The 25,140-nt window shown below is 60.0% G+C and carries 16 protein-coding genes; 14 read left to right on the forward strand and 2 right to left on the reverse strand.

Going from position 1 to position 25,140, the window contains the following annotated elements; genetic code table 11:
- The first annotated feature begins 22 nt into the window (after positions 1-22).
- Entirely contained in the window at positions 23-1,666 is a 1,644-nt protein-coding gene (gene pgm / locus BMY54_RS09440) for a phosphoglucomutase (alpha-D-glucose-1,6-bisphosphate-dependent) (RefSeq protein ID WP_093431303.1), read from the forward strand.
- A 72-nt stretch (positions 1,667-1,738) separates the two neighbouring features.
- Here pgm and BMY54_RS09445 read toward each other — a convergent pair whose 3' ends face one another.
- Positions 1,739-2,434, reverse strand: coding sequence for a pirin family protein (locus tag BMY54_RS09445; protein ID WP_093431306.1), 696 nt, complete (start codon positions 2,432-2,434; stop codon positions 1,739-1,741).
- Between the two features lie 277 nt (positions 2,435-2,711).
- Between BMY54_RS09445 and BMY54_RS09450 the strand changes: the two genes are divergently transcribed.
- Positions 2,712-5,186, forward strand: a complete 2,475-nt coding sequence (locus tag BMY54_RS09450) for a UvrD-helicase domain-containing protein (RefSeq protein WP_093431309.1) — start codon at positions 2,712-2,714, stop codon at positions 5,184-5,186.
- A gap of 49 nt (positions 5,187-5,235) precedes the next feature.
- Here the strand turns inward: BMY54_RS09450 and BMY54_RS09455 are convergent, their stop codons facing one another.
- On the reverse strand, positions 5,236-5,508 hold the full coding sequence (locus BMY54_RS09455) for a DUF1652 domain-containing protein (RefSeq protein WP_038367758.1): 273 nt from the start codon (positions 5,506-5,508) through the stop codon (positions 5,236-5,238).
- Between the two features lie 263 nt (positions 5,509-5,771).
- Here BMY54_RS09455 and BMY54_RS09460 point away from each other — a divergent pair, with 263 nt between their 5' ends.
- The 12 genes from BMY54_RS09460 to BMY54_RS09515 all read left to right on the forward strand — a co-directional run bounded on the left by BMY54_RS09460 (position 5,772) and on the right by BMY54_RS09515 (position 25,112).
- A complete protein-coding gene (locus BMY54_RS09460) occupies positions 5,772-6,587 on the forward strand; it encodes a helix-turn-helix domain-containing protein (RefSeq protein WP_093431311.1) in 816 nt (271 codons plus the stop codon).
- Between the two features lie 52 nt (positions 6,588-6,639).
- Positions 6,640-8,046: an NAD(P)/FAD-dependent oxidoreductase gene (locus tag BMY54_RS09465; protein ID WP_093431314.1), complete on the forward strand. Its 1,407-nt coding sequence runs from the start codon at positions 6,640-6,642 to the stop codon at positions 8,044-8,046.
- Positions 8,047-8,088: 42 nt separating this feature from the next.
- Positions 8,089-8,433: a cupin domain-containing protein gene (locus BMY54_RS09470; protein WP_093431317.1), complete on the forward strand. Its 345-nt coding sequence runs from the start codon at positions 8,089-8,091 to the stop codon at positions 8,431-8,433.
- A gap of 58 nt (positions 8,434-8,491) precedes the next feature.
- The gene (locus BMY54_RS09475; RefSeq protein WP_077572997.1) at positions 8,492-9,577 is read left to right on the forward strand and encodes a polyamine ABC transporter substrate-binding protein; all 1,086 of its coding nucleotides are present in this window, start codon (positions 8,492-8,494) and stop codon (positions 9,575-9,577) included.
- Positions 9,578-10,071: 494 nt separating this feature from the next.
- Positions 10,072-11,517, forward strand: a complete 1,446-nt coding sequence (locus BMY54_RS09480) for a serralysin family metalloprotease (protein ID WP_093431320.1) — start codon at positions 10,072-10,074, stop codon at positions 11,515-11,517.
- Between the two features lie 93 nt (positions 11,518-11,610).
- Positions 11,611-12,033 (forward strand): AprI/Inh family metalloprotease inhibitor, encoded by a 423-nt coding sequence (locus BMY54_RS09485; RefSeq protein ID WP_175559573.1) that lies wholly within the window; start codon positions 11,611-11,613, stop codon positions 12,031-12,033.
- A gap of 209 nt (positions 12,034-12,242) precedes the next feature.
- Positions 12,243-14,018 (forward strand): type I secretion system permease/ATPase, encoded by a 1,776-nt coding sequence (locus BMY54_RS09490; protein ID WP_093431322.1) that lies wholly within the window; start codon positions 12,243-12,245, stop codon positions 14,016-14,018.
- Positions 14,015-15,364, forward strand: a complete 1,350-nt coding sequence (locus tag BMY54_RS09495) for an HlyD family type I secretion periplasmic adaptor subunit (protein WP_034154169.1) — start codon at positions 14,015-14,017, stop codon at positions 15,362-15,364. Before BMY54_RS09490 ends, BMY54_RS09495 begins: the two co-directional genes overlap by 4 nt.
- A 2-nt stretch (positions 15,365-15,366) precedes the next feature.
- A complete protein-coding gene (locus BMY54_RS09500; protein WP_093431325.1) occupies positions 15,367-16,737 on the forward strand; it encodes a TolC family outer membrane protein in 1,371 nt (456 codons plus the stop codon).
- A 437-nt stretch (positions 16,738-17,174) separates the two neighbouring features.
- The gene (locus BMY54_RS09505; protein ID WP_093431328.1) at positions 17,175-20,126 is read left to right on the forward strand and encodes an autotransporter serine peptidase EprS; all 2,952 of its coding nucleotides are present in this window, start codon (positions 17,175-17,177) and stop codon (positions 20,124-20,126) included.
- A 164-nt stretch (positions 20,127-20,290) separates the two neighbouring features.
- The gene (locus tag BMY54_RS09510; RefSeq protein ID WP_093431331.1) at positions 20,291-23,368 is read left to right on the forward strand and encodes an autotransporter serine protease; all 3,078 of its coding nucleotides are present in this window, start codon (positions 20,291-20,293) and stop codon (positions 23,366-23,368) included.
- A 55-nt stretch (positions 23,369-23,423) separates the two neighbouring features.
- Positions 23,424-25,112, forward strand: coding sequence for a polyurethane esterase (locus BMY54_RS09515; RefSeq protein ID WP_093431334.1), 1,689 nt, complete (start codon positions 23,424-23,426; stop codon positions 25,110-25,112).
- Positions 25,113-25,140: the final 28 nt, after the last annotated feature.

Raw genomic sequence — 25,140 nt, forward strand, 5'->3', positions numbered from 1 at the left:
CACTCTATTTCAGAGGTTTTGCATGACACTCAGTCCTTTTGCGGGCAAACCGGCACCGGCAGAATTGTTGGTCGATATCCCGCGACTGGTGACGGCTTACTACACTGGACAGCCCGACGCCTCGATTTCCACTCAGCGTGTGGCGTTCGGTACGTCCGGGCACCGGGGCAGCTCGTTCGACTTGAGTTTCAACGAGTGGCACGTTCTGGCCATCAGCCAGGCGATCTGTCTGTACCGCGAAGCCCAAGGGATCACCGGGCCGCTGTTTGTCGGCATCGACACCCACGCACTGTCGACTCCGGCCGGCGCCAGCGCGCTGGAAGTCCTGGCCGCCAACGGTGTGACCGTGATGATTGCCGAAGGTGATGAGTACACGCCGACACCCGCCATTTCCCACGCCATTCTGTGCTACAACCGTGGCCGTACTTCGGGCCTGGCGGACGGCATCGTCATCACGCCGTCGCACAACCCGCCACAAAGCGGTGGGTACAAGTACAACCCAACCAACGGCGGGCCGGCCGATACCCACATCACCAAGTGGATCGAAGCCAAAGCCAATGAGTTGCTGGCCAACAAGCTGGCCGGTGTGAAGCGCATCAGCTACGAACAGGCGCTCAAGGCCAGCACCACGCATCGTCATGACTACGTGAACACCTACGTCGCCGACCTGATCAACGTGATCGACTTCGACGCCATCCGTGACGCCAAGCTGCGTCTGGGCGTTGATCCGCTGGGTGGAGCAGGGGTGCGCTACTGGTCGGCGATTGCCGAGCATTACCGCCTCGATCTGCAAGTGGTGAACAAGGAAGTCGACGCGACGTTCCGTTTCATGACCGTCGACTGGGATGGCCAGATTCGCATGGACCCGTCGTCCAGCCACGCGATGCAAGGCCTGATCGGTCTCAAAGAACGTTTCGACGTGGCCTTCGCTTGCGACCCGGATCACGACCGCCACGGTATCGTCACGCCGTCCGGTGGACTGCTTGCGCCGAACAACTATCTGGCCGTATCGATCGATTACCTGTTCCAGAACCGCCCGCAGTGGCGTGCGGATGCCGGCGTGGGTAAAACCGTGGTCAGCAGCGGTCTGATCGATCGCGTGGCCAAGCGCTTGGGGCGTCGTCTGTACGAAGTTCCGGTCGGTTTCAAATGGTTCGCCGACGGCCTGTTCGATGGCTCGCTCGGCTTCGGTGGCGAAGAGAGCGCGGGCGCATCGTTCCTGCGCAAGGACGGTGGCGTGTGGAGCACCGACAAGGACGGTCTGATCCCTGCGTTGCTCGCCGCTGAAATTACCGCACGCACCGGTCGCGATCCGAGCCAGGCCTACAAGGCATTGACCGATGAGCTGGGCGAGCCGTTCTCGGTACGTGTCGACGCCAAGGCCAATCCGGAGCAGAAAGCGTTGCTGAGCAAGTTGTCGCCTGCACAGGTCACTTCGACCGAACTGGCTGGCGAGAAGATCCAGAGCATTCTCAGCCATGCACCGGGCAACGATCAGGCGATTGGCGGTCTGAAAGTGATGACGGAAAACGGCTGGTTCGCCGCGCGTCCGTCGGGCACTGAAGACATCTACAAGATCTACGCCGAAAGCTTCATCGGTGACGACCACCTCAAGCAACTGGTCGTCGAAGCGCAGGCGCTGGTGGATGGCGCAATCGCCGGCTGATGATGTTGGCGAGCGCATGAAAAAAGGGGCAACCGTGATGGTTGCCCCTTTTTTTGTCTGCCATTCAAGCCATCAGGCCAGATCCACCAAGACGATTTCGCTGTCCTCAAGGGCCGTAACGCTCAGCACTCGCTCCTGCGCTACCGCCACGCCGTCTCGAGCTTGTGCGCGCAGGCCGTTGACTTCAATCAGGCCAGTGGCCGGCACCAGATAGGCGCGACGGCCTTCATCCAGATGATATTCGGCAGTTTCGCCCGCCTTGAGGTTGGCTGCGACCAATCGCGCATCAGCGCGAATCCGCAGGCTCTGGTCGTCGCCGTCCTTGCCGCTGGCCAAGGTGACAAAACCTTCGCGCTGGCCTTTCGGGAACGGTTTGGCCCCCCAGGAGGGCGGTGCGCCGGTTTCCGTTGGCAGGATCCAGATCTGGAAGATCTTGGTGTCCTTGGCTTCCAGGTTGTATTCGCTGTGAGCAATGCCGGTACCCGCGCTCATCACCTGCACGTCGCCAGCTTCGGTGCGGCCCTTGTTGCCCAGGTTGTCCTGGTGAGTGATCGCACCTTCACGGACATACGTGATGATTTCCATGTCGCGATGCGGATGCTGGGGAAAGCCAGTGCCGGCTGCGATCACGTCATCGTTCCACACCCGCAGGTTGCCCCAGCTCATGCGCTGCGGGTCGTAGTACTCGGCGAACGAAAAGTGGTGATGGGCATCCAGCCAGCCGTGATGGGCGCCGCCCAGCGAGCTGAAGGGTCTGAGTTCAAGCATGATCGTCTCCTCAAAAGGTTCGACGCGAGGTGTGAAGGGCGCACCCGACGCGAGACCGGTGGTTTATGACGGCCATCATCTATCAGTCAATAATCGATAAAAAGCGTAAAAAGTGCGGCGTTATAATCGAAATACTCGATAAGAAAATAGCTGTGAAGCATCTCATCCCACCTTCAGTTCATCGCCTAAACCAATGACCTGAAAGCATTTCGCTAGAACTGAGCGGCAAATACAGACACCATAGCCGCAACAGCCTCACACACTGGAGCCCGTCAGCGTGGCGCAACACACCCCCGATCTTCCTCCCGAACTTCGCCCCTTGGCCGAGATGCCATGGTTCAAACGCCTGGCTGCACGCTTCTTCGGCCACGGTTTGACCCGACTGCGCGCGCAGCACCGTGCGTCGTGGTTGCACGGTCAGGCCGATGGTTTCCGCAGTGGCCATACCGCTGGCGTCGAATATGGCTTTAAGCAAGGCAAGCTTGAGGGGCTGGAAGAGGGCCGGCAGGTGCTGCTGATCCGTGACAGCCGCAACACCGAGCATCGCCCGCCCAGCGTCGACAATCATCTGTTCGATGATTGGCGCCTGCCGTTGACGGCCGAGCTGAAAAAACGCATGAAGGCCGATGTTGCCCATTTGTTGCCTGAGCATGCTCAGCCAAGTACCGCGCAATGGAAGATGATTTTCAGCGAAACCCCGTCAACCTCAGTGGTTGCCGGCGCGGGCGCGGGTAAGTCCACCACGCTGGTTCTGCGTATTCTGTTGCTCAACCACTATCTGGGTTTTGAGCTGGATTCGATGACCGTAGTGACCTTCACCCGCGAGTCGCGCAAGGATTTCATCAACAAACTGATCGAGTTGTTCGCGCTCTGGGGGCACGCGCTGAACCTGCGGCAGGCACGCGAACTGGTGCGCACCTTCCACTCGCGCATCCTGCCGATGGTGCGCAGCTTGCCGGGTTTCGAGCGCTTGCAGGCCTTTGAAAACCTCAGTCATCGAGTTCAGGGTGCTGAGGAGGAGGTCGACAGTAATCCGTTCGACCTGCGCATCAACGATGCGCAACGTCAGCAACTCAACGCCTGCTATCACCGCTTGTTCAACGAGGACGAGCGTTTTCGACATTTGATTCAGCCACTGTCCCGCGCCGGTTTGCAGCTCAAGGAGCTGGAGCGTGATCACCCGGATGTGCAGAAGCGCGTCGCGGTAACGGAGCTGGCATCGCGGCGCGACGAAGAGCTGTGCGACGCCATCGAATATCTGTGGTTCCGTGCGGGTGCCTGGCCGATCAAGGGCATTGAGCCGAATCGGCAGAGTTTCGATATCAACGGCGCGAAATTTCATTGTCATGGTTATATTCCGAGCCTGGATGCGTGGGTGGTGCTCGGTTTCGATCCGCGGGAAAACCCGCAGGTCAGTCGGCCAAACGCCAAGCTCAGCGTGCGCGCAGAGTGGGCAGTCAAGCGCACCCTGTTTCAAGCTTTCTGTCGTAAGCCTTTGATCTGGATTGATAGTTATGAATCATCAAAACGTGTTCTGGCTTCATTGGCAGGCGATGCCAGTGCCGGGCCGGGCTTCGATTACAAGGTCAAGGGTGAGCTGGCTTCCGCGCCATTGCTCGACTGTTTTGTGGCGGCGGCAGGCTTCATCGAGAACCTCGGCCTGGATGTGCCTGACGCCGTCGGTCGCATGAGTTTTGCCAAGGACGACCCGGATCGTTTCTTCTTTGAGGCCTTGAGTCTGTTCTGGCGCGCCTTTGAAGATCATTTGCTCGATCAGAAACCGCCGATCATGACCTACAACCGCATGTTCGCGCTGTTCAGCGAACATTCACCGGAGAACCTCAAGCTGTTGAGCGACGAGTTACTCAGGCCGTTGTCGCACTTGATGATCGACGAATTTCAGGACGTTTCACCACAGATCGTCTCGTGGATTCGCGCAAGTCTGACGGAAATCCGCAGTCGTGGCCCGGCCATGCACGTCGGGCGGGGCGCGCAGCGTTCGTCGTTGCTGTGCGTCGGTGATGACTGGCAGTCGATTTACGGTTGGCGCGGCAGTTCGCCGAGTTATTTCATGGCGTTCGACAAGGAGTTCCCGTCGCCGAGCACTACGCGGGTAATGCTCAGTGATAACTACCGCAGTCACCAGCACATCATTGATGCCGCTGAACATATCGTTCGCGCGGCGCCGGCGATTCCGGGCAAAAAAGCCAAGGCCAGCGGCGCACCCAAGCCGTTGCAACCGGTCAACGTGCTGGAACGCGACGATCAGGCCTTGGGCCAGCGCCTTGCCGAACATTATCGTCAAGGTCATTCGATCTTGATGCTTTATCGAAAAAGCAGCGATAAGTTATTGATTGAACAGCATATTCAGTCTGTAGTTAATGTTGATTCGAGCTTGCCGTACGAAGCGCGACGCCTGAAGCAACTGACCTACCACAGCGCCAAAGGCTTGCAGGCTGACGCGGTGTTTCTGCTCGGCGATTGCCAGCATCTGACCAGTTCGCCCTACAAGAATCAGGTCTATCGCATGGCGGGCCTGGGCAAGTCGGGCGACAGCGAGCCCTACGACACGGCGCAAAAAGACGAAATCCTGCGCCTGGCGTATGTCGGCATCACGCGGGCGGTCAGCCATTGCTACTGGTATGTCGAACCGCAGGAAGCGCAAGCGGTGAACATGCCCCGGGCGTCCGACCGGGTGGCCAAGGGCAAGCCGTTCTTCATTGATCACCGCACCGCCAAGCAAACCGCGTGAGCACAAAAAAGCCCGCATCGCTGCGGGCTTTTCGTTTTAAATCATAAGCTTACGCGTAACTCCTGAGAGACTCCGGTGGAACGAACGCTTCAAGTTCGTCCTCCACAGCCTCGATGATTCGCTCGACATCCGCTGCATTCATCACCGTCGCGCACGGGATCCCGGCGATAGCGATCATGGTTTCGCCGCTGGCACGATCGAACAGTCGGGCGATCATACTGCCCGGTGCGTCCATCGTTGCCTCGAAACCCATCGGATGGAAATGCCAGCGCATCAACTGGCATGCGTTGGGAAACGTGACTTTGCTTGACCCTTTATTCATATGTTGCCCGCCTTCTTCATCGAGCGCTTCCGTTTGCTCATGTTAGGTGGGAAGAGCCTTCATTGGCTCAACCGGTGACTGACATTAAAAGTAGCATCCGCATGTGAAATTCCTGTGAGATTTTTCAGTTCATTTTGCGATTGCTTCGCATTTTTTGATGTAAGTCACGGCCTACGCAATCATCGCCAAAACGCCATTACGGATTAGTCATTGAAGCCTGTGGCGAACTTGGGCAAGCTCGGGTTTTTTGCGCCGAGCCTTTTATGCACGCCGACGACGACGGCCCTGAACAGACCCAAGCCACGGCTGCAACGGTCATGCGCTATCACCTGAGCTGGAAACACCGCGACCTCGACAGCGTCATGGCGCTGTATCATCCGGACATTCAGTACAACGATTTCTTCCAGAACCGCGTGCTCGGCCTCAACGAGTTACGCGAGTACGTGCGCGTCAGCATGCCGCGAGAATCCGACGAACTGCTTGAGCATTGCGACCGTATTCGCGTCGACGGCAACACCGCTTTCATTCAATACGAAGTGACCTTGCGCGGCGGCGACGGACTGGTGTCGTTTCGCTCCAGCGAGGCGCTCACGGTCAGGGACGGGCTGATCTGGCGCGTCAACGAATACGCTTCGCTGGTGCGCACGCAAACGGCGGGCAAGGCCTCGTCAAGTCAGCGCCCGGCAGTCAGTCGCCTGGGCTTGTCGCCGCGTCAGTTGAGTTTTATGGCCGAAGACCTGCAGCAGTATTTCGAAAAGCAACAGCCGTATCTTGATCCCGAACTCGATTTGCAGCGGGTGGCGAAGGAGTGCGGGTACAGCCGCAATCAGATTTCCTATCTGCTCAACCAGGTGCTTGGGCAAAGCTTCTATCGCTACGTCAATCAGGCGCGCCTGCAACATCTGCTGCGCTCGCTCGATAACGCCACGCCGCCGGTGCGCATCGATGAACTGGCTTTCGCTGCGGGTTTCAATTCGTTATCGGCGTTCTACAGCTGTTTCCGCCAGCACACCGGCCAGTCGCCGAAGGCTTACGCCAAACAAATTTCTTTGCGGGCACGCGCGCAAGACATCCACTGAGCACAGCCACTAGGATCGACGCCATCGAAGGTTTTCAGTGGCGGAGTCTTGCATGCCGGCGTGGCGCACTATCAGTTTGTGGATGGACCAACTCGATGAGCCGCTGACCGCGCGGCCCGAGCTTGAGCGTGATCTGGACGTCGACGTGGCGATCATCGGCGCCGGTTACACCGGGCTGTGGACCGCGTACTACCTGAAGAAACTCGCGCCGGGACTCGACATCGCGATTGTCGAAGCACAGACCGCCGGTTTCGGCGCTTCCGGTCGCAATGGCGGCTGGTTGATGGGCAACCTGCTCGGCGAAGATCGGTTATTGGGCGGCCTCTCGCCAGAGCAGCGTCGCGCGTCCTTCGATCTGCTGCACAGCATTCCCGATGAAGTGGAAGTCGTCCTCGAACGCGAAGGCATCGATTGCGATTACCGCAAGGGCGGCGTGCTGTACTGCGCGGCGCGTTATCCGGAACAAGAAGCCTCTCTGCGCGAGTACTTGGGCAAACTGCACGCCCAAGGCCTGACCGATGACGATTATCGTTGGCTCAGCCCCGAGCAACTGGCCCAGCAGATCCGCGTCGCCAAGCCTTATGGCGGGATTTACGCGCCGCACGTGGCGACCATCCACCCGGCGAAACTGGTGCGCGGCCTGGCGCGCATCGTGCAGAGCATGGGCGTGAAGATCTACGAAAACAGCCCGGTTACCCATTGGCAGTCGGGCAGTCTACGCACGGCGAAAGCCTCCGTGCGCAGTCGCTGGATTGTGCCAGCCGTCGAAGGTTATTCGGTGACCTTGCCACCGCTGGGCCGCTATCAGCTACCGGTGCAAAGCCTGATTGTCGCCACCGAGCCATTGTCTGCCGCGACTTGGGACGAAATTGGCCTCAACCGTGGTCAGGCGTTCAGCGAATTCAGTCGTCAGGTCACTTACGGCCAGCGCAGTGCCGACAATCGGCTGATCTTCGGCGCCCGTGGCGGTTACCAGTTCGCTGGCAAGCTGCGCCATAACTTTGATCTGACTCGTGATGAAGTCGAGTTGCGCCGTTATCTGTTCGGCGAACTGTTCCCGCAGCTGAAAAACGTGCAGATCACCCACGCCTGGGGCGGCAACCTCGGGATGTCCCGGCACTTCAAACCGCACATGCTTTGCGATCGTGCCAACGGCATCGCGTTGTCCGGCGGATATGGCGGGGAGGGCGTCGGCGCTAGCAATCTCGGCGGCCGCACCCTGGCGGACTTGATTCTTGAGCGCGACACCGAACTGGTTCGCCAGCCGTGGGTGCTGCCGGACGGCGGCATTCATGCGCTGCGCGCGTGGGAGCCGGAGCCGTGCCGCTGGCTTGGCTACAACGCGATCATCAAAAGTTTCGTCCACGAAGACCAGACCCTGGCCAACCCGGCGACCGCGCCATGGCGGCGCAAACTCGCCAGCCAGGTGGCGGGTTTCATGGAAGGCTTCATGCATTGAACGTCGATTTACTTTAAGAAAGCCCAAAAGACAGGTCAGACCATGAGCATTACCCAGTTTAAAAACACCGCAACCCTGCAACTGGATGAGTCCAACCCGGTGGCCGTGCCCCTCGGCGAGCCGGTGGCGATTGCTTCGACCACCAGCGTCGAGCGCGATGACGGCGTCGAAACCGGCGTCTGGGAATGCACGCCCGGGCGCTGGCGTCGGCAGATCACCGCGCAGGAGTTCTGCCATTTCATTTCCGGGCGCTGCACGTTCACCCCCGACGGTGGCGGCGAAACCCTGCACATACAAGGTGGCGACGCACTGATGTTGCCGGCCAACACGCTCGGTATCTGGGATATCCAGGAAACCGTGCGCAAGAGCTACGTGCTGATTTTCTGATTGTTTGATCCTTTGATTGCCTGCCAACAAAAAAGAAAACCCACACAGGAATCGATCCATGATCCGCAAGACCCTCGCTCTGGCACCGCTGATGCTCGCCGTTTCCCTTGCTCAGGCAGCGGAAACGGTCAAGGTTTACAACTGGTCCGACTACATCGCGCCGGACACCACCAAGAACTTCGAAAAAGAGACGGGCGTGGGGGTCACCTATGACGTCTACGACAGCAACGAAACCCTCGACGGCAAGTTGATGACCGGCAAATCCGGTTACGACGTGGTGTTTCCGTCCAACCACTTCATGGCCCGGCAGATTCAGGGCGGGGCGCTGAAGAAGCTCGACAAGAGCCAGTTGCCGAACTGGAAAAACCTCAATCCGGTGCTGCTCAAAGCGCTGCAGACCAACGACCCGAACAACGAACACGGCTTCCCTTATCTGTGGGGCAGCACTGGCATCGGCTACAACATCGCCAAGGTTAAAGCGGTGCTGGGTGACGATGCGCCCGTGGATTCCTGGGACCTGATCTTCAAGCCCGAGTACATGGAAAAACTGCAGAAGTGCGGTGTGGCGATCCTCGACAACGGCCCGGAATTACTGCCGGCGGCGCTCAACTACCTGGGCCTGCCGCACCACAGCAAAAATCCCGAAGACTATAAAAAAGCTGAAGCACTGCTGATGAAAGTGCGGCCGTACGTCAGCTACTTCCATTCCTCGAAATACACCAGCGACCTGGCCAATGGCGATATCTGCGTGGCGGTCGGTTTCTCTGGCGACATCCTGCAGGCCGAGAACCGCGCCAAGGAAGCCAAGAATGGTGTCGACATCGGCTACAACATTCCCAAGGAAGGCGCAGCCATCTGGTTCGACATGGTCGCCATGCCGGCCGATGCGCCGGACGAGAAGGCCGGTTACGCCTTCATGAACTACCTGCTGCGCCCGGATGTGATGGCCGGCATCAGCAACTACGTGCACTACGCCAATGGTAACGAGCAGGCCGACAGCCTGATCGACCCGGCGATCAAGAACGACACCAAGGTTTACCCGAGCCCGGAAATGATGGGCAAGCTGTTTGCGCTGGAGGCGATGCCGTTGAACATTGACCGGATCCGCACGCGGGTGTGGAACAAGATCCGGACTGGTAGCTAATCACCCAGGCATACATAAATCCCTGTGGGAGCGAGCCTGCTCCGGGCGGCGTTCCGACGAAGGCGATCTGTCATTCAACATCAATGTTGTCTGACTCGACGCCTTCGTCGGAACGCCGCCCGGAGCAGGCTCGCTCCCACAATGTCTTTCAGCGTTTAAAGGGTTGATATCAATACAATGTCATTGCACTAATAAAGTGCAGCAAAGTGAGACGCATCTAACAAAAAACAACTTACCCATATTTAATATTTAAATAGAAAATCGTCAGACAATTAGGCAAAAGCACCGCAACTAAAACATTCTTTCGACCTCGCACGCTTTGTTTACGGCAGTTTCCGGAAACAGCTCGATTTGATCTCAAAAAAATCCTTTACGGCAGATTTCAAATTGTGTCAGGTTTCTTACGCCTTCATTGGGCGAGTGATAGGACGATCTCGCCAGAGAGAGTCCTATCGGACAAAAACTGTTCCATTGCTAAACAAGGAAGTGTGTTTATGTCGAAAGTTAAAACGAATGCTATTGATACCGCCGAACAGGCTTTCCAGCTGTCAGCCTTCAGCTCGGCGTACAACCAGATCAATAGCTTCAGCCATCAGTACGACCGCGGTGGCAACCTCACGGTCAATGGCAAACCCTCCTTTTCCGTCGACCAGGCCGCAACCCAGTTGCTGCGCGACGGCGCTGCCTACCAGGACAAGGATGGCAGCGGCAAGATCGAACTCACCTATACGTTCCTGACCTCGGCATCGTCCAGCACGATGAACAAGCACGGGATCACTGGGTTCAGTCAGTTCAGTGCACAACAACAGGCCCAGGCCAAGCTCGCCATGCAATCCTGGGCTGACGTGGCCAACGTGACCTTCACCGAGAAAGCCTCGGGCGGTGACGGCCACATGACCTTCGGTAACTACAGCGGTGGTCAGGATGGCGCTGCAGCGTTCGCCTATCTGCCAGGCACCGGCGCCGGTTATGACGGCACCTCGTGGTACCTGATCAACAGTGGCTACACGCAGAACAAGAATCCGGATCTGAACAACTACGGTCGTCAGACCCTGACTCACGAAATCGGCCACAGCCTGGGCCTCGCTCACCCTGGTGACTACAACGCCGGGAATGGCAATCCGACCTACAACGACGCGTCCTACGGCCAAGACACTCGCGGCTATAGCGTCATGAGCTACTGGAGCGAAAGCAACACCAATCAGAACTTCAGCAAGGGCGGTGTCGAAGCGTATTCGTCCGGCCCGCTGATGGACGATATCGCTGCCATCCAGAAGCTGTACGGTGCCAACACCACCACCCGTACCGGTGACACCACCTACGGCTTCAACTCCAACACTGGCCGTGATTTCCTCAGCGCTTCGTCGTCGAGTGACAAAGTGGTGTTCTCGGTGTGGGACGCGGGCGGCAAGGATACTCTGGACTTCTCGGGCTTCACCCAGAACCAGAAGATCAACCTCAATGACGCCTCGTTCTCCGACGTTGGCGGCATGGTGGGCAACGTATCCATCGCCAAAGGCGCGATCATCGAGAACGCTATCGGCGGTTCCGGCAACGATCTGCTGATCGGTAACAGCGTGGCCAACGAACTCAAGGGCGGTGCCGGCAACGACATCCTCTGGGGTGGCGGTGGTGCTGACAAGCTGTGGGGCGGCGCCGGTTCGGACACCTTTGTGTTCGCGGCCAGCTCGGACTCCAAGCCAGGTGCGATTGATCAGATCCTCGATTTCGTCAGCGGTCTCGACAAAATCGATCTGACCGGTATCACCAACGGTGCCGGCCTGCACTTCGTCAGCAGCTTCACCGGTTCTGCCGGTGACGCCATCCTGACTTCGTCGGGTGGCAATAGCCTGCTGTCGGTGGACTTCTCCGGGCACGGCGTGGCGGACTTCCAGGTCAGCACCGTTGGCCAGGCAGCCACCAGCGACATCGTGGCGTGATGTAGAAGTGGAAAGCGGCGTGTGATACGCCGCTTTCTCCACTTGCATCGTGTTGCTCGGTAAGCAAGGCTACACGCCGGAGCGAATATTCCTATGATCTGTAAAGCTTTTACCTACAAGGCAATGGCGTGGCTCTCGGCGGCGCTGATCATGATTTCAGGAGAAACCAGCATGGCAAGCAGCCTCAGACTTGAAGAACCTTCAGTATTTGCCGGGCAGTGGCAAGCGACGTTGTCCACCCGAGGTGAGGACCCGCAAGCGCAAAAGCAGCAGGACAAACCTTCCAATACCTGCGCCCTGGTATTGAATGTAAACAAGACCTTGGGAGAGGGCGCCGATTGCCTCGGTGCATGGCTTGAGCAAACATCGATCGGCTGGTTTCCCGACCCTGACGGCCTGTCCATCACCGGCAAGGAAGGCTCAAGAATCCAGTTCTTCAGCCGACAACGTGACGGGCTTTATCTGACCACTTTGAAGTCGGGCCTGGTGATTACACTTGAGCGCGCAGCGCAATAGTAATGATGATCCAGTTTTCGACAAGGTTTTAATATAAAGCGCCACAAGCTGGTTATAAGAAACGCCGAACGACAACTGCACCGCTGTTATTTGCGCAAGTTGTTATGAAAGTGTAAACGGGTACTTGCAAGTCATCTTTCGCAGGTAAGCGGAACATTAATTGAAGCCCCGCCCAAGTGTGGCGGGCCCAATCATTTCAGGAAAAATCGATGAAGATGGCGAAGGCCCCAGCCACCGCTCCCTTATTCAAGGCATTGGGTGACTACAAAAGTATCCTGATCAGCGTCGGCTGTTTTACCGCACTGATTAACGTGCTGATGCTGGTGCCCTCCATCTATATGCTCCAGGTCTATGACCGGGTGCTGTCGTCGCAGAACGAAACGACCCTGGCGATGTTGTCGCTGATGGTGGTCGGTTTCTTCGCCTTTATAGGCCTGCTGGAAGTGGTGCGCAGCTTTATCGTGATTCGCATCGGCAGCCAGTTGGAGCGCCGCTTCAACCTGCGCGTCTACCAGGCGGCGTTCGAGCGCAACCTGTTCAAGGGCGAGGGCAACGCCGGGCAATCACTGGGCGATCTAACACACATTCGTCAATTCGTTACCGGGCCTGCGCTGTTCGCGTTTTTCGATGCGCCATGGTTCCCGGTCTACCTGTTTGTGATTTACCTGTTCAACGTCTGGCTCGGTGTGCTCGCCACAGCAGGCGCACTGCTGCTGATCGGCCTGGCCTGCCTCAACGAATACATGACCAAAAAGCCGCTGGGCGAAGCGGCCGGTTATTCGCAGAAGTCCAGCCAGTTGGCCACCAGCCATTTGCACAATGCCGAAACCATTCAGGCGATGGGCATGCTCGGTTCGCTGCGCAAGCGCTGGTTCCAGGTGCATTCGCGTTTCCTCGGCCTGCAAAACCAGGCCAGTGACACCGGTGCGGTGATCAGCTCGTTGAGCAAAACCCTGCGCCTGTGCCTGCAATCGTTGGTGTTGGGCCTGGGTGCTTTGCTGGTGATCAAGGGTGATATGACCGCCGGGATGATGATCGCCGGTTCGATCCTGATGGGCCGCGTGCTCAGTCCGATCGACCAGTTGATTGCGGTGTGGAAACAGTGGAGCGGGGCGAAGCTGGCTTACCGCCGTCTCGACGCATTGCTGCAAGCGTTCCCGCCGAGTGACGACGCTATGGCGCTGCCGGCGCCGAAAGGCCAGATCACCTTCGAACAAGTCAGCGCCGGTCCACCGGGGCAACGTGCGGCGACCCTGCAAATGGTCAATTTCAACTTGGGCGCCGGTGAAGTGCTGGGTGTGCTGGGTGCTTCCGGTTCCGGCAAGTCGACGCTGGCCCGTGTGCTGGTCGGGGTCTGGCCGACCCTCGGCGGCACCGTGCGTCTCGATGGCGCGGATATCCATCGCTGGAACCGCGACCAACTCGGACCCTATATCGGTTATCTGCCGCAAGACATCGAGCTGTTCAGCGGCAGCATCGCCGAGAACATTGCGCGTTTCAGCGAGGCCGATCCGCAGAAAGTCGTCGCCGCTGCGCAACAGGCCGGCGTCCACGAAATGATCCTGCGCCTGCCGCAAGGCTACGACACGCAACTGGGCGAGGACGGCAGTGGTTTGTCCGGCGGCCAGAAGCAGCGCGTGGCATTGGCGCGTTCAATGTACGGCACACCGAGCCTGGTGGTGCTGGATGAACCGAACTCCAACCTCGACACCGTCGGCGAAGCCGCATTGGCCAGCGCCATCGCCGCGCTTAAAGCGCAAGGCACCACGGTGGTGCTGGTGACGCACCGTTCTTCGGTACTGGCCCAGGCCGACAAATTGCTGGTCCTCAATGACGGGCGTCTGCAAGCTTTCGGCCCGAGTCAGGACGTGCTCAAGGCACTTTCCGGCCAGCAAGAACAACAACGGGAAAAACCTGCACCGGCACCGGGCGGGCTCAGCATGAGCCGTCAGTATCAGCCCTCGACAAGGAATTCGGGTGTATGAGCAGCGCAAGCATGAACACTGAAAACGAAGCGAGCATGGAACACGCCTACATCACCGAACGCCCGGAGCGCGATGCGAAGTTTTTCGCGCGCATGGGCTGGATTCTGGCGATCGTTGGCGCCGGCAGTTTCTTCACCTGGGCGGCCCTGGCGCCGCTGGATCAAGGTATTCCGGTGCAAGGCACGGTCGTTGTGTCGGGCAAGCGCAAAGCTGTGCAGTCGATGAGCAGCGGCGTGGTCAGCCGGATCCTGGTGCGCGAAGGCGAAATCGTCAAGCAGGGCCAGCCGCTGTTCCGCCTCGATCAAACGCAAGTCGCCGCTGACGTGCAGTCGCTGCAAGCGCAATACCGCATGGCCTGGGCCAGTCTCGCGCGCTGGCAGGCTGAGCGTGACAACCTCAAGCAAGTGACCTTTCCGGCTGAGCTGAGCAATGATCCGGACCCGCGTCTGGCACTGGTACTGGAAGGTCAGCGGCAATTGTTCAGCAGCCGTCGCGAGGCCTACTACCGCGAGCAGGCCGGACTGCGCGCAAGCATCGAAGGCGCCACCGCGCAACTGGCCGGCATGCGCCGCGCCCGCACTGATCTCAATGCTCAGGCCGACTCGCTGCAACAACAGTTGAGCAACTTGCAACCGCTGGCCGACAACGGCTACATCCCGCGCAACCGCTTGATGGAATACCAGCGCCAACTGTCGCAAGTGCAGCAGCAACTGGCGGAAAACACCGGTGAAAGCGGTCGCGTGGAGCAGGGCATCCTCGAGTCGCGGCTGAAACTGCAACAGCACGCCGAGGAATACCAGAAGGAAGTCCGCACGCAACTGGCCGACGCGCAGTTGAAAAGCGTGACTCTGTCGGAGCAACTGACTTCCGCCGGTTTCGACCTGCAACACAGCGAAATCATCGCCACTGCCGATGGCGTGGCGGTCAACCTCGGCGTGCACACCGAAGGCGCGGTGGTGCGTCAGGGTGAAACGTTGCTGGAGATCGTCCCGCAAGGCACCACGCTGGAAGTGGAAGGGCACTTGCCGATCAACCTGATCGACAAGGTCGGCGCGCATTTGCCGGTGGACATCCTGTTTACCGCGTTCAACCAGAGCAAAACCCCGCGTGTACCGGGAGAAGTCAGCCTGATTTCCGCCGACCAGATGGTCGATGAGAAAACCGGCGTGCCGTACTACGTGTTGCGCAGCAGTGTCAGCGACCAGGCCATGGAAAAACTCAACGGTCTGGTGATCAAGCCCGGCATGCCGGCAGAAATGTTCGTGCGTACGGGTGAGCGTTCACTGCTCAACTATCTGTTCAAACCGCTGCTTGACCGGGCCGGCTCTGCGCTGACCGAAGAATAAGGATGTGCGGCTGTATGAATAAGCTTTCCACGCTCGCAGCAGCATTCTTGCTGCTCGCGAGTCACTCGGCAGTGGCGGCCATGGGGCCGTTCGAGATCTACGAACAGGCGTTGCGCAATGACCCGGTGTTCCTCGGCGCGATAAAGGAACGCGATGCCGGCCTGGAAAACCGCGCCATCGGCCGCGCCGGCCTGTTGCCGCGCATCGGTTACACCTACAACAAGGGGCGCAACTCGTCGAAAGCTACGTCTCTCGATGAGCGCGCGCGTAACCGTACCGACGATCGTAACTACAGCAGTTACGGCTCGGCGCTGACCCTGCAACAACCGCTACTCGACTACGAGGCTTATGCCGCGTATCGCAAAGGTGTCGCGCAATCGTTGTTTGCCGACGAGAACTTTCGCGGCAAGAGCCAGGAGTTGCTGGTTCGCGTGCTGGACAACTACACCAAGGCACTGTTCGCGCAGGATCAGATCGACATCGCGCAGGCGAAGAAGAAGGCGTACGAGCAGCAGTTCCAGCAGAACGAACACATGTTCAAGCAGGGCGAGGGCACGCGTACCGATATTCTCGAGGCTGAGTCGCGTTATGAACTGGCGACTGCCGAAGAGATCGAAGCGCGCAACGAACAGGACGCCGCACTACGGGAACTGGGTGCACTGGTCGGCACGCCGGCGGTGGACATCGGGGATCTGGCGCCGCTCGATCAGAACTTCCAGACCTTCGCGCTGATGCCTGCCAATTACGATACCTGGCATGAAATGGCGGTGAGCAATAACCCGAATCTGGCTTCGCAACGCCAAGCCGTGGAAGTCGCGCGGTATGAAGTGGAGCGCAATCGTGCCGGGCATTTGCCGAAAGTCAGCGCCTATGCCTCGATGCGCCAGAACGAATCGGAAAGTGGCAACACCTACAACCAGCGCTATGAAACCAACACCATCGGTTTTGAAGTCAGCGTGCCGTTGTATGCCGGTGGCGGGGTGTCGGCGTCGACGCGTCAGGCCAGCCGCACTATGGAGCAGGCGGAGTACGAGCTGGACGGCAAGACGCGTGAGACGTTGATTGAACTGCGGCGGCAGTTCAGCGCTTGTTTGTCCGGGGTGAGCAAATTGCGCGCTTATCAGAAGGCATTGAGCTCGGCGGAAGCGCTGGTGGTGTCCACCAAGCAAAGCATCCTCGGTGGTGAGCGGACCAACCTCGACGCGTTGAACGCCGAGCAGCAGTTGTTCACCACGCGCCGCGATCTGGCGCAGGCGCGGTACGACTATTTGATGGCCTGGACCAAGTTGCATTACTACGCCGGGACCTTGAACGAGCAGGATCTGGCGCGGGTGGATGAGGCTTTTGTGGTCGCTCAACAGCCCTCACCCTAACCCTCTCCCAGGGGGAGAGGGGACTGATCCGGGGATATTGCAGAAGTACACCGACGTGAACGAGCGGCACCGAATCCAGCATCGAGCCGGTTTTTCAGGTCGATGCGAGACCAGCTGAATCCACAATCGACGCGGTTTTTCACGTCGATGCATGACGCAAGACATCTCGGTCAGCTCCCTCTCCTGAGGGAGAGGGCTGGGGTGAGGGGATGAGCGACGCGGTTTTTCAGCTCGATGCATGACGCAAGACACCGCCGTCAGCTCCCTCTCCTGAGGGAGAGGGCTGGGGTGAGGGGATGAGCGACGCGGTTTTTCAGGTCGATGTAAGACGCAAAACACCTAGGTCAGCTCCCTCTCCTGGGGGAGAGGGTTGGGGTGAGGGGAACAGGCAACACCGCAAAAGAACCTGCATAAAACAATAAAAGTGAGTGGTGAACATGGACGTACGCATCAAGCCAATTTCGGTCGGTACCCTGCTGCTTGTGATTTCCGCAACCCAGGCTCAGGCGCAATATCTCGAAACCGGCCAACCCGGCGATCCCGGCAGTTGGCGCAGCGCCGAATTCCTCCGCGACTGGGGCCTGAGCCGGATGCAGGCCGAGCAAGCCTACGCCGCCGGCATCACCGGTAAAGGCGTGAAAATCGGCGCCCTCGACTCCGGTTTCGATGCCGCCCACCCGGAATTTGCCAGCGACCGCTATCACCCGGTAATGGCCAGCGGCAGCTACATTGACGGTTCACTGTTCAACGTCAATGGCATCCTCAACCCCAACAACGACTCCCACGGCACGCATGTCGTTGGCACCATGGGCGCCTCACGCGACGGTACCGGCATGCACGGCGTGGCGTACAACGCGCAGATCTACGTCGGCAACACCAACAAAAACGACAGCTTCCTCTTCGGCCCCAACCCCGATCCGCGCTATTTCAAGGCGGTATACGACGCCCTCGCCGATGCCGGCGTGCGCGCGATCAACAACAGTTGGGGCAGCCAGCCGCCGGATGTCAGCTACCGGACACTGGCCGATCTGCACGCCGCGTACGCTCAGCACTGGAATAAAGGCACCTGGCTCGATGCGGCAGCGGATGTTTCCCGGCGCGGCGTGATCAACGTATTCAGCGCCGGCAACAGCGGCTATCCGAACGCCAGCGTGCGTTCCGCGCTGCCGTACTTTCAGCCGGATCTGGAAGGCCACTGGCTGGCCGTGTCGGGCCTCGATCAAAGCAATCAGCAAAAGTACAACCAGTGCGGCCTCGCCAAATACTGGTGTATCACCACGCCGGGGGCGAAGATCGACAGCACCATTCCCGGCGGTGATTACGCGATCAAGTCCGGCACCTCGATGTCGGCGCCACATGCGACCGGGGCACTGGCGCTGGTGATGGAACGCTACCCGTACATGACCAATCAGCAGGCGCTCGAAGTGCTGCTGACTACCGCGACGCAACTGGATGGCTCTGTCACCGCTGCGCCGACCGAGCGGGTCGGCTGGGGCGTGGTCAACCTGAACCGGGCGATGCGCGGGCCAGGGCAATTGCTCGGTGCGTTTGATGCCAACTTGGGGGCAGGGCAGCGCGATGTCTGGAGCAATGACATCTCCGACAAGGCGTTGATTCAGCGGCAGGCGGAAGACCTCGCCGAGCACAGCGCCTGGCAGCAAACCCTGCAAGACAAGGGCTGGCAGAACGGCGTTGCTGCCGGTGCCAGTCAGCAGGATCAGACCGATTACGCGGTCGGCACTGCCCGTGATACGGCAGCGGCGAGCCGGGTGTATCAAGGCAGCCTGATCAAGTCCGGCGGCGGCCAGTTGATCCTCACCGGCGACAACACCTATCGCGGTGCAACCACGGTCAATGGCGGCTTGCTCACGGTCAACGGCTCGCTGACGTCTGCCGTGACGGTGAATGACAGCGGCAGCCTCGGCGGTTCCGGCCGCATCGCCGCGTTGACCGCCAATAGCGGCGGCCGCGTGGCGCCGGGCAACTCCATCGGCACCTTGAATGTCGCTGGCGATGTGAACTTCGCGCCGGGCTCGACCTACGCCGTTGAACTGTCGCCAACCAGCAGCGACCGCATCGTTGCCGGCGGCACCGCCACTATCAGCGGCGCCACGGTCAGCCTGTCGCTGGAAAACAGCCCGACGCTGCTCAGCACCACCGAGGTGCAAAGCCTGCTCGGTCGCCAGTACGACATCCTGCAAGCGGCCGGCGGCATTCAGGGCCAATTCGGTGCCGTGCTGCCGAATTACCTGTTTATCGGCGGCAGCCTCGACTACGCCGCCAATGGCATTCAACTCGATATCGAACGTAACTCGACCACCTTCGCCAGTGTCGGGCAAACGCCGAATCAGCGCTCGGTGGCGGCTGCCGTCGAAGGTTTGGGCGCGGGTAGCTCGGTGTACGAAAGCCTGTTGCGTTCACCCGATGCGAGTTCCGCACAACAGGCGTTTCAGCAGTTGAGCGGCGAGATCTACCCGGCGTTGAGTTCGATGCTGATCAACGACAGCCGCCAGTTGCGTGACGCAGTAGGCGAGCGTCTGCACGACACAACTGCTGCGCAAAGCAATGGCTGGGTCAAGGCGCTCGGCGCCTGGGGCACGACCGGTTCGAGCCACGACACGGCGGGCTACAACACCTCGATTGGCGGGCTGCTGGCCGGTGTCGATGGCGCGCTGGACGAGCAGACCCGCATCGGTCTGGTCAGCGGTTACAGCGACAGTTCGCTGAGCATGGGTTCGGGCACGCATTCCTCGGCCAAGGTCGACAGCTATCACCTCGGCGCGTACGCCGGCCGTGAACTCGGCGCGTGGCGCTTGAGCACCGGCGCGGCCTACAGCTGGCATCGCGCCGATGTGAAACGCGACCTGCAATACGGCAACGTCAGTGCCAAACAAAAAGCCAAGGTCGATGCGGCGACCACGCAAGTGTTCGGCGAGGCGGCTTATCGCTTGCACCTGCAACCACTGGCGCTGGAGCCATTCGCCAACCTGGCTTACGTGCATCTGGACACTGAAGGTTTGACCGAGAAGGGCGACGCTGCGGCGTTGAAAAGCTCCGGCGATCAACGTGACGCGGTGCTGAGCACCCTCGGCGTGCGAGCGATCAAGACCTTCAATCTTTCGCCCGCGCAATCACTCGACGTGAGTGGCCATCTCGGCTGGCAGCACAGCCTCAGCGACATCGACTCCGAGCAGCATCTGCGCTTTGCCAGCGGTGGCACGCCTTACGCGGTGGAGAGTTCCGCGTTGGTACGCGATGCCGCACTGGTCGGCGTGCAGGCCAGCCTCGCGCTGAGCCGCGATGTACGGGTCAACCTTGATTACAACGGACAACTGGCCAGTCGCGAAAAGCTGCATGGCGTTGGCCTGAGCCTGAACTGGCAGTTCTAACTGCCGCGCTCCGATCGTTCCCACGCTCTGCGTGGGAATGCAGCCCGTGACGCTCCGCGTCACTGGACGCAGAGCGTCCCTAGAGGCATTCCCTCGCGGAGCGTGGGAACGATCAACAGCTGAAGAGACGGATTTTTCGCAACATCACTAAGGAAGGTCGCTGGATGAATAACAACAATACCCCCGCGCAAACGGGAGGCCGCTTTGCCCTGAAAACCCTCACGCTCGCCGTGCTCTGTGCCATCGGCACCGCCCACGCCGCACCCTACGTGGAGAGCGGTCGTACGGGCGATCCGTCGAGTTGGCGCAGTGCCGAGTTCCAGGCCGATTGGGGCCTGGGCGCGATCGGTGCCGATCACGCCTACGCCGCCGGCTATACCGGCAAAGGCGTGAAACTGGGGATCTTTGATCAGCCGGTGTATGCCGCGCACCCGGAGTTTTCCGGCAGCAATAAAGTCGTCACCCTGGTCACCAGCGGGATTCGCGAATACACCGACCCGTACATCCCGGTCAAAGCCGGCGATGCGTTCCGTTATGACGGTTCGCCCTCGGTCGGTTCCGACGGCAAACTCGGCGCCCACGGCACCCACGTTGGCGGCATTGCCGCCGGCAGTCGCGACGGCGGGCCGATGCACGGTGTGGCATTCGGTGCGCAGATCATCAGCGCCGACAACGGCGACCCGGGCCCGGAAGACGGCATCGTTCGCGGTAACGACGGCGCGGTGTACAAGGCCGGTTGGGACGCATTGATCGCCAGCGGCGCGCGGATCATCAACAACAGCTGGGGCATCGGCATCACTGACCGTTTCGACCTCGGCGGCCGCGATCCGGCGTACCCGCACTTCACCGTCAATGACGCGCAAGTGCAGTTCAACGAGATCCGCACGCTGCTCGGCAGCAAGCCCGGCGGCGCCTACGACGGTGCGATTGCCGCCGCACGCAGCGGCATCGTGACGATCTTCGCCGCCGGCAACGACTACAACCTCAACAACCCGGACGCCATCGCCGGTCTCGGCTATTTCGTTCCGGACATCGCGCCGAACTGGATCACCGTCGCTGCGCTGCAGAAGAACCCGGATCTGGCCAGCGCCAACCCGTACATCATGAGTACGTTCTCTTCGCGTTGCGGCTATACCGCGAGTTTCTGCGTCTCGGCGCCGGGCACAAAGATTTTCAGCTCGATCATCGAAGGCACCAACGCCGACAACCTGACCACCGGTTACAAAAACTACAACGGCACCTCGATGGCCGCGCCGCATGTCGCCGGTTCCATGGCGGTGCTGATCGAGCGCTTCCCGTACATGAGCGGTGATCAGGTCGCCACGGTCTTGCGCACTACGGCCACCGACCTCGGCGCACCGGGCATCGACGCCTTGTACGGCTGGGGCATGATCAACCTGCGCAAGGGCATCGACGGCCCGTCGATGTTCGTCACTGAGCAGGACATTCCAGCGGAATTCCGTATCGACGGCGCTTACGGCTCCGGCCAGTTTGTCGCGGATCTGCCGGGCATCGGCGCAATCATCGATCAAGGCAAACCGACCGAGCGTGTGTGCACCGACATTACCTGCGGCCTCGACACCTGGCGCAACGACATTTCCGGCCACGGCGGTCTGACCAAGCAAGGTATCGGCACACTGGTGCTGACCGGCAACAACACTTACAGCGGCCCGACCCTGGTCAATCAGGGGCGCCTGGCCATCAACGGTTCGCTGCAATCGGCGGTGACGGTGAATGACGGCGGTATCCTCGGCGGCAATGGCCACATCGGCACGCTGTCGGTGAACAGCGGCGGTACGGTGGCGCCGGGTAATTCCATCGGCACAATGAATGTGGCCGGTGACGTGACCTTTGCACCGGGTTCGACCTACGCCGTAGAGCTGTCGCCGACCAGCAGCGATCAGATCATCGCCACTGGCAAAGCTGTCATCGAAGGCGCGACGGTGAGCATGTCGCTGGAAAACAGCCCGACGCTGCTGAGCACCAATGAAGTGCAAAGCCTGCTCGGCACGCGCTACAACATCCTGCAAGCGGCGGGCGGTATTGAAGGCCGCTTCGGTCAGGTGTTGCCGGATTACGCCTTTCTCGGCGGCACGCTGGCGTACTCGGCCGATGGCATCCAGTTGGCGGTCGGGCGTAACGACGCTTCGTTCGCCAGCGTCGGTTTGACGCCGAACCAGCGTGCGGTCGGTGCGGCGGCCGAGCGTCTGGGCGCTGGTAACGCGCTGTTTGAAACCCTGTTGCTGTCGCCGAATGCGGCGTCGGCGCAGCAAGCCTTCCAGCAGTTGTCCGGCGAGATCCATCCGGCCATTGGCACGATGCTGATCAACGACAGCCGATACCTGCGTGAAGCCGTTGGCGAACGTCTGCGCGAGCGTGATCTGTTCAACGCTGGCGCACCGACTGACGATCGCAGCAACGCCTGGGTCAAGGTCTTGGGTTCGTGGGGCAAGAGCGATGGCGGGCATGACAATGCCGACTCCAACAGCTCCATTGGCGGCCTGCTGGCCGGTGTTGACGGCTTGATCGCTGAAGATACCCGTCTGGGTTTCGTTACCGGTTATAGCGACAGCTCATTGAGCATGGGCAGCGGCACGCATTCGTCGGCGTCAGTCGACAGCTACCACTTGGGTGCGTACCTGGGCCATCAGATCGACGCGCTGCGTCTGACCGTCGGTGGCGCCTATAGCTGGCACCGTGTCGATGTCAAACGTGACCTGCAGTTCGGGGACGTGAGCGGAAAACAAAAGACCAAGCACGATGCCGCAACCACGCAAGTGTTCACCGAGGCCGCCTATGATCTGGGCCTGCAACCGATGAACCTGGAGCCGTTCGCCAATCTGTCCTATGTGCACCTGAACACCGAAAGCTTCACTGAAAAAGGTGACGCCGCCGCGCTGAAGGGCGGTGAGGACAACCGCGATGTGGTGCTGTCGACCCTCGGCGTGCGCGCCAAGCGCAGCTTCGCGCTGTCGGATCAGCATCAACTTGAGCTGGGTGCGAGCCTCGGCTGGCAGCACAACCTGAGCAACGTTGATGCCGACAGCCATCTGGCGTTTGCCAATGGCAACAGCGCGTTCACCGTGCAGAGCGTGTCGATGGATCGCGATGCGGCGGTGGTCGGTGTGCGTGCGGGTCTGGCGCTCAATCGCGATGTGCGGGTGAACCTGGATTACAACGGCCTGATCGGTAACAACGAGAAAGACCACGGCGTGGGTCTGACCCTCGACTGGCAGTTCTAAGGCGTTCCGGCAGTTCTGCGGAGCTGCCGGTTTTTGAAGGAAGAGAGAGCACAACATGGGACTGTTCGATTATAAAAATGCCGATGGCAAAGCGTTGTACAGCGACGCCATCGCACTGACGCTGTATGCCTACACGCCGACAGGCAAGCCGTTGCCGGCCACTGCTTGGGCGCCGCTCACGGCAACCGCGCTGGGTTATCAGGGCAAGGTCGGGCCGCAAGGCACGTTCTTCGGCGAGAAGGACGGCTTCACCAGTGCCGAGGCCGAAGTGCTCGGCAAGTATGATGCTGCCGGCAAATTGATTGGCATCGGCGTGGCCTTTCGCGGCACCGGTGGGCTGGGTTACAGCGATACTTTCGGCGACCTGAAAAACAACCTGCTGGCCGCCATCGGGCCTTCGGATTACGCGAGCAACTACGCGAAAAACGCCTTCGACAATCTGCTCAAGGCTGTCGCCGCGTTCGCCATTGCCAACGGCATCGGCGCCAAGGACGTGCTGCTCAGCGGCCACAGCCTCGGCGGGCTCGGGGTCAACAGCGTGGCCGAGTTGAGCGCGAGCAACTGGGGCGGCTTCTTTAAGGACGCCAACTACATCACCTTCGCCTCGCCAACCCAGAGCAGCACCGGCAACAATGTGCTGAACATCGGCTTTGAGAACGATCCGGTGTTCCGTGTACTCGACGGCACCACCTTCAGCAGCGCGTCGATGGGCAAGCACGACAAGCCGCACGATTCGACCACTGACAACATCGTCAACTTCAACGATAACTACGCGTCCACCGCGCAGAACCTGGTGCCGTTCAGCATCATCAATCCGTTGAACTGGTCGGCCCACAGCTCGCTGGGCTATGCCGATGGCTTGAATCGGGTGATCGATTCGAAGTTCTACAACCTGACGCATAAAGACTCGACGATCATCGTCTCCAATCTGGAAGAAGCTTCTCGCGGCAAGACCTGGGTCGAAGATCTCGGCCGCAGTGGCGAGCCGCACACCGGCAGCACGTTCATCATCGGCACCCAGAGCAGCGACTGGCTCAAGGGCGGCGCGGGCAACGACTTCCTCGAAGGCCTGGGCGGTGATGATCGGTTCCGTGATGACGGCGGTTACAACATCCTGCTCGGTGGCCAGGGCCACAACACCTTCGAACTGCAGAAACCGTTGCAGAACTTCAGCTTCGCCAACGATGGGGACGGCACGCTGTACGTGCGCGACGCCTACGGCGGCATCAGCATGACCCGCGACATCGGCGCGCTGGTGAGCAAGGAGTCGGGTTCGTGGTGGGGCAGCAAGGAAATCACCTGGAGCGTCACCGCCAAGGGTTTGACCAATGGCAACGAACTGACCCAGTACAACCATTCGCTCAGCGGCGATGGCTACGGCAATGCGCTGCACGCCACGGCTGACGGTGACTGGCTGTTTGGCCTCGGTGGCGACGACAAACTGATCAGCGACAAGGGTCATGTGACCTTCGTCGGTGGCGCCGGCAATGACGTGATGACCGCCGTGGGTGGCAACAACACCTTCCTGTTCAGTGGCGCGTTCGGTTTTGATGCCATCAACGGTTATCAGGGCAGCGACAAACTGGTGTTCATGGGCGTCGAAGGCGCGGGGCAGGGCTACGACTACAAGCAGCACGCGGCGCAGGCCGGCAACGACACCGTGCTGAAGATTGGCGACTTTGCCGTGACCCTGGTCGGGGTGGGAGTGGCTAACCTGTCGGACTCCAGTTTCATGTTCGCGTAGATCCAATGTGGGAGCGAGCTTGCTCGCG

Origin of the sequence: Pseudomonas sp. ok266 (assembly GCF_900110195.1) — a bacterium.
Taxonomy (GTDB): Bacteria; Pseudomonadota; Gammaproteobacteria; order Pseudomonadales; family Pseudomonadaceae; genus Aquipseudomonas; species Aquipseudomonas neuropathica.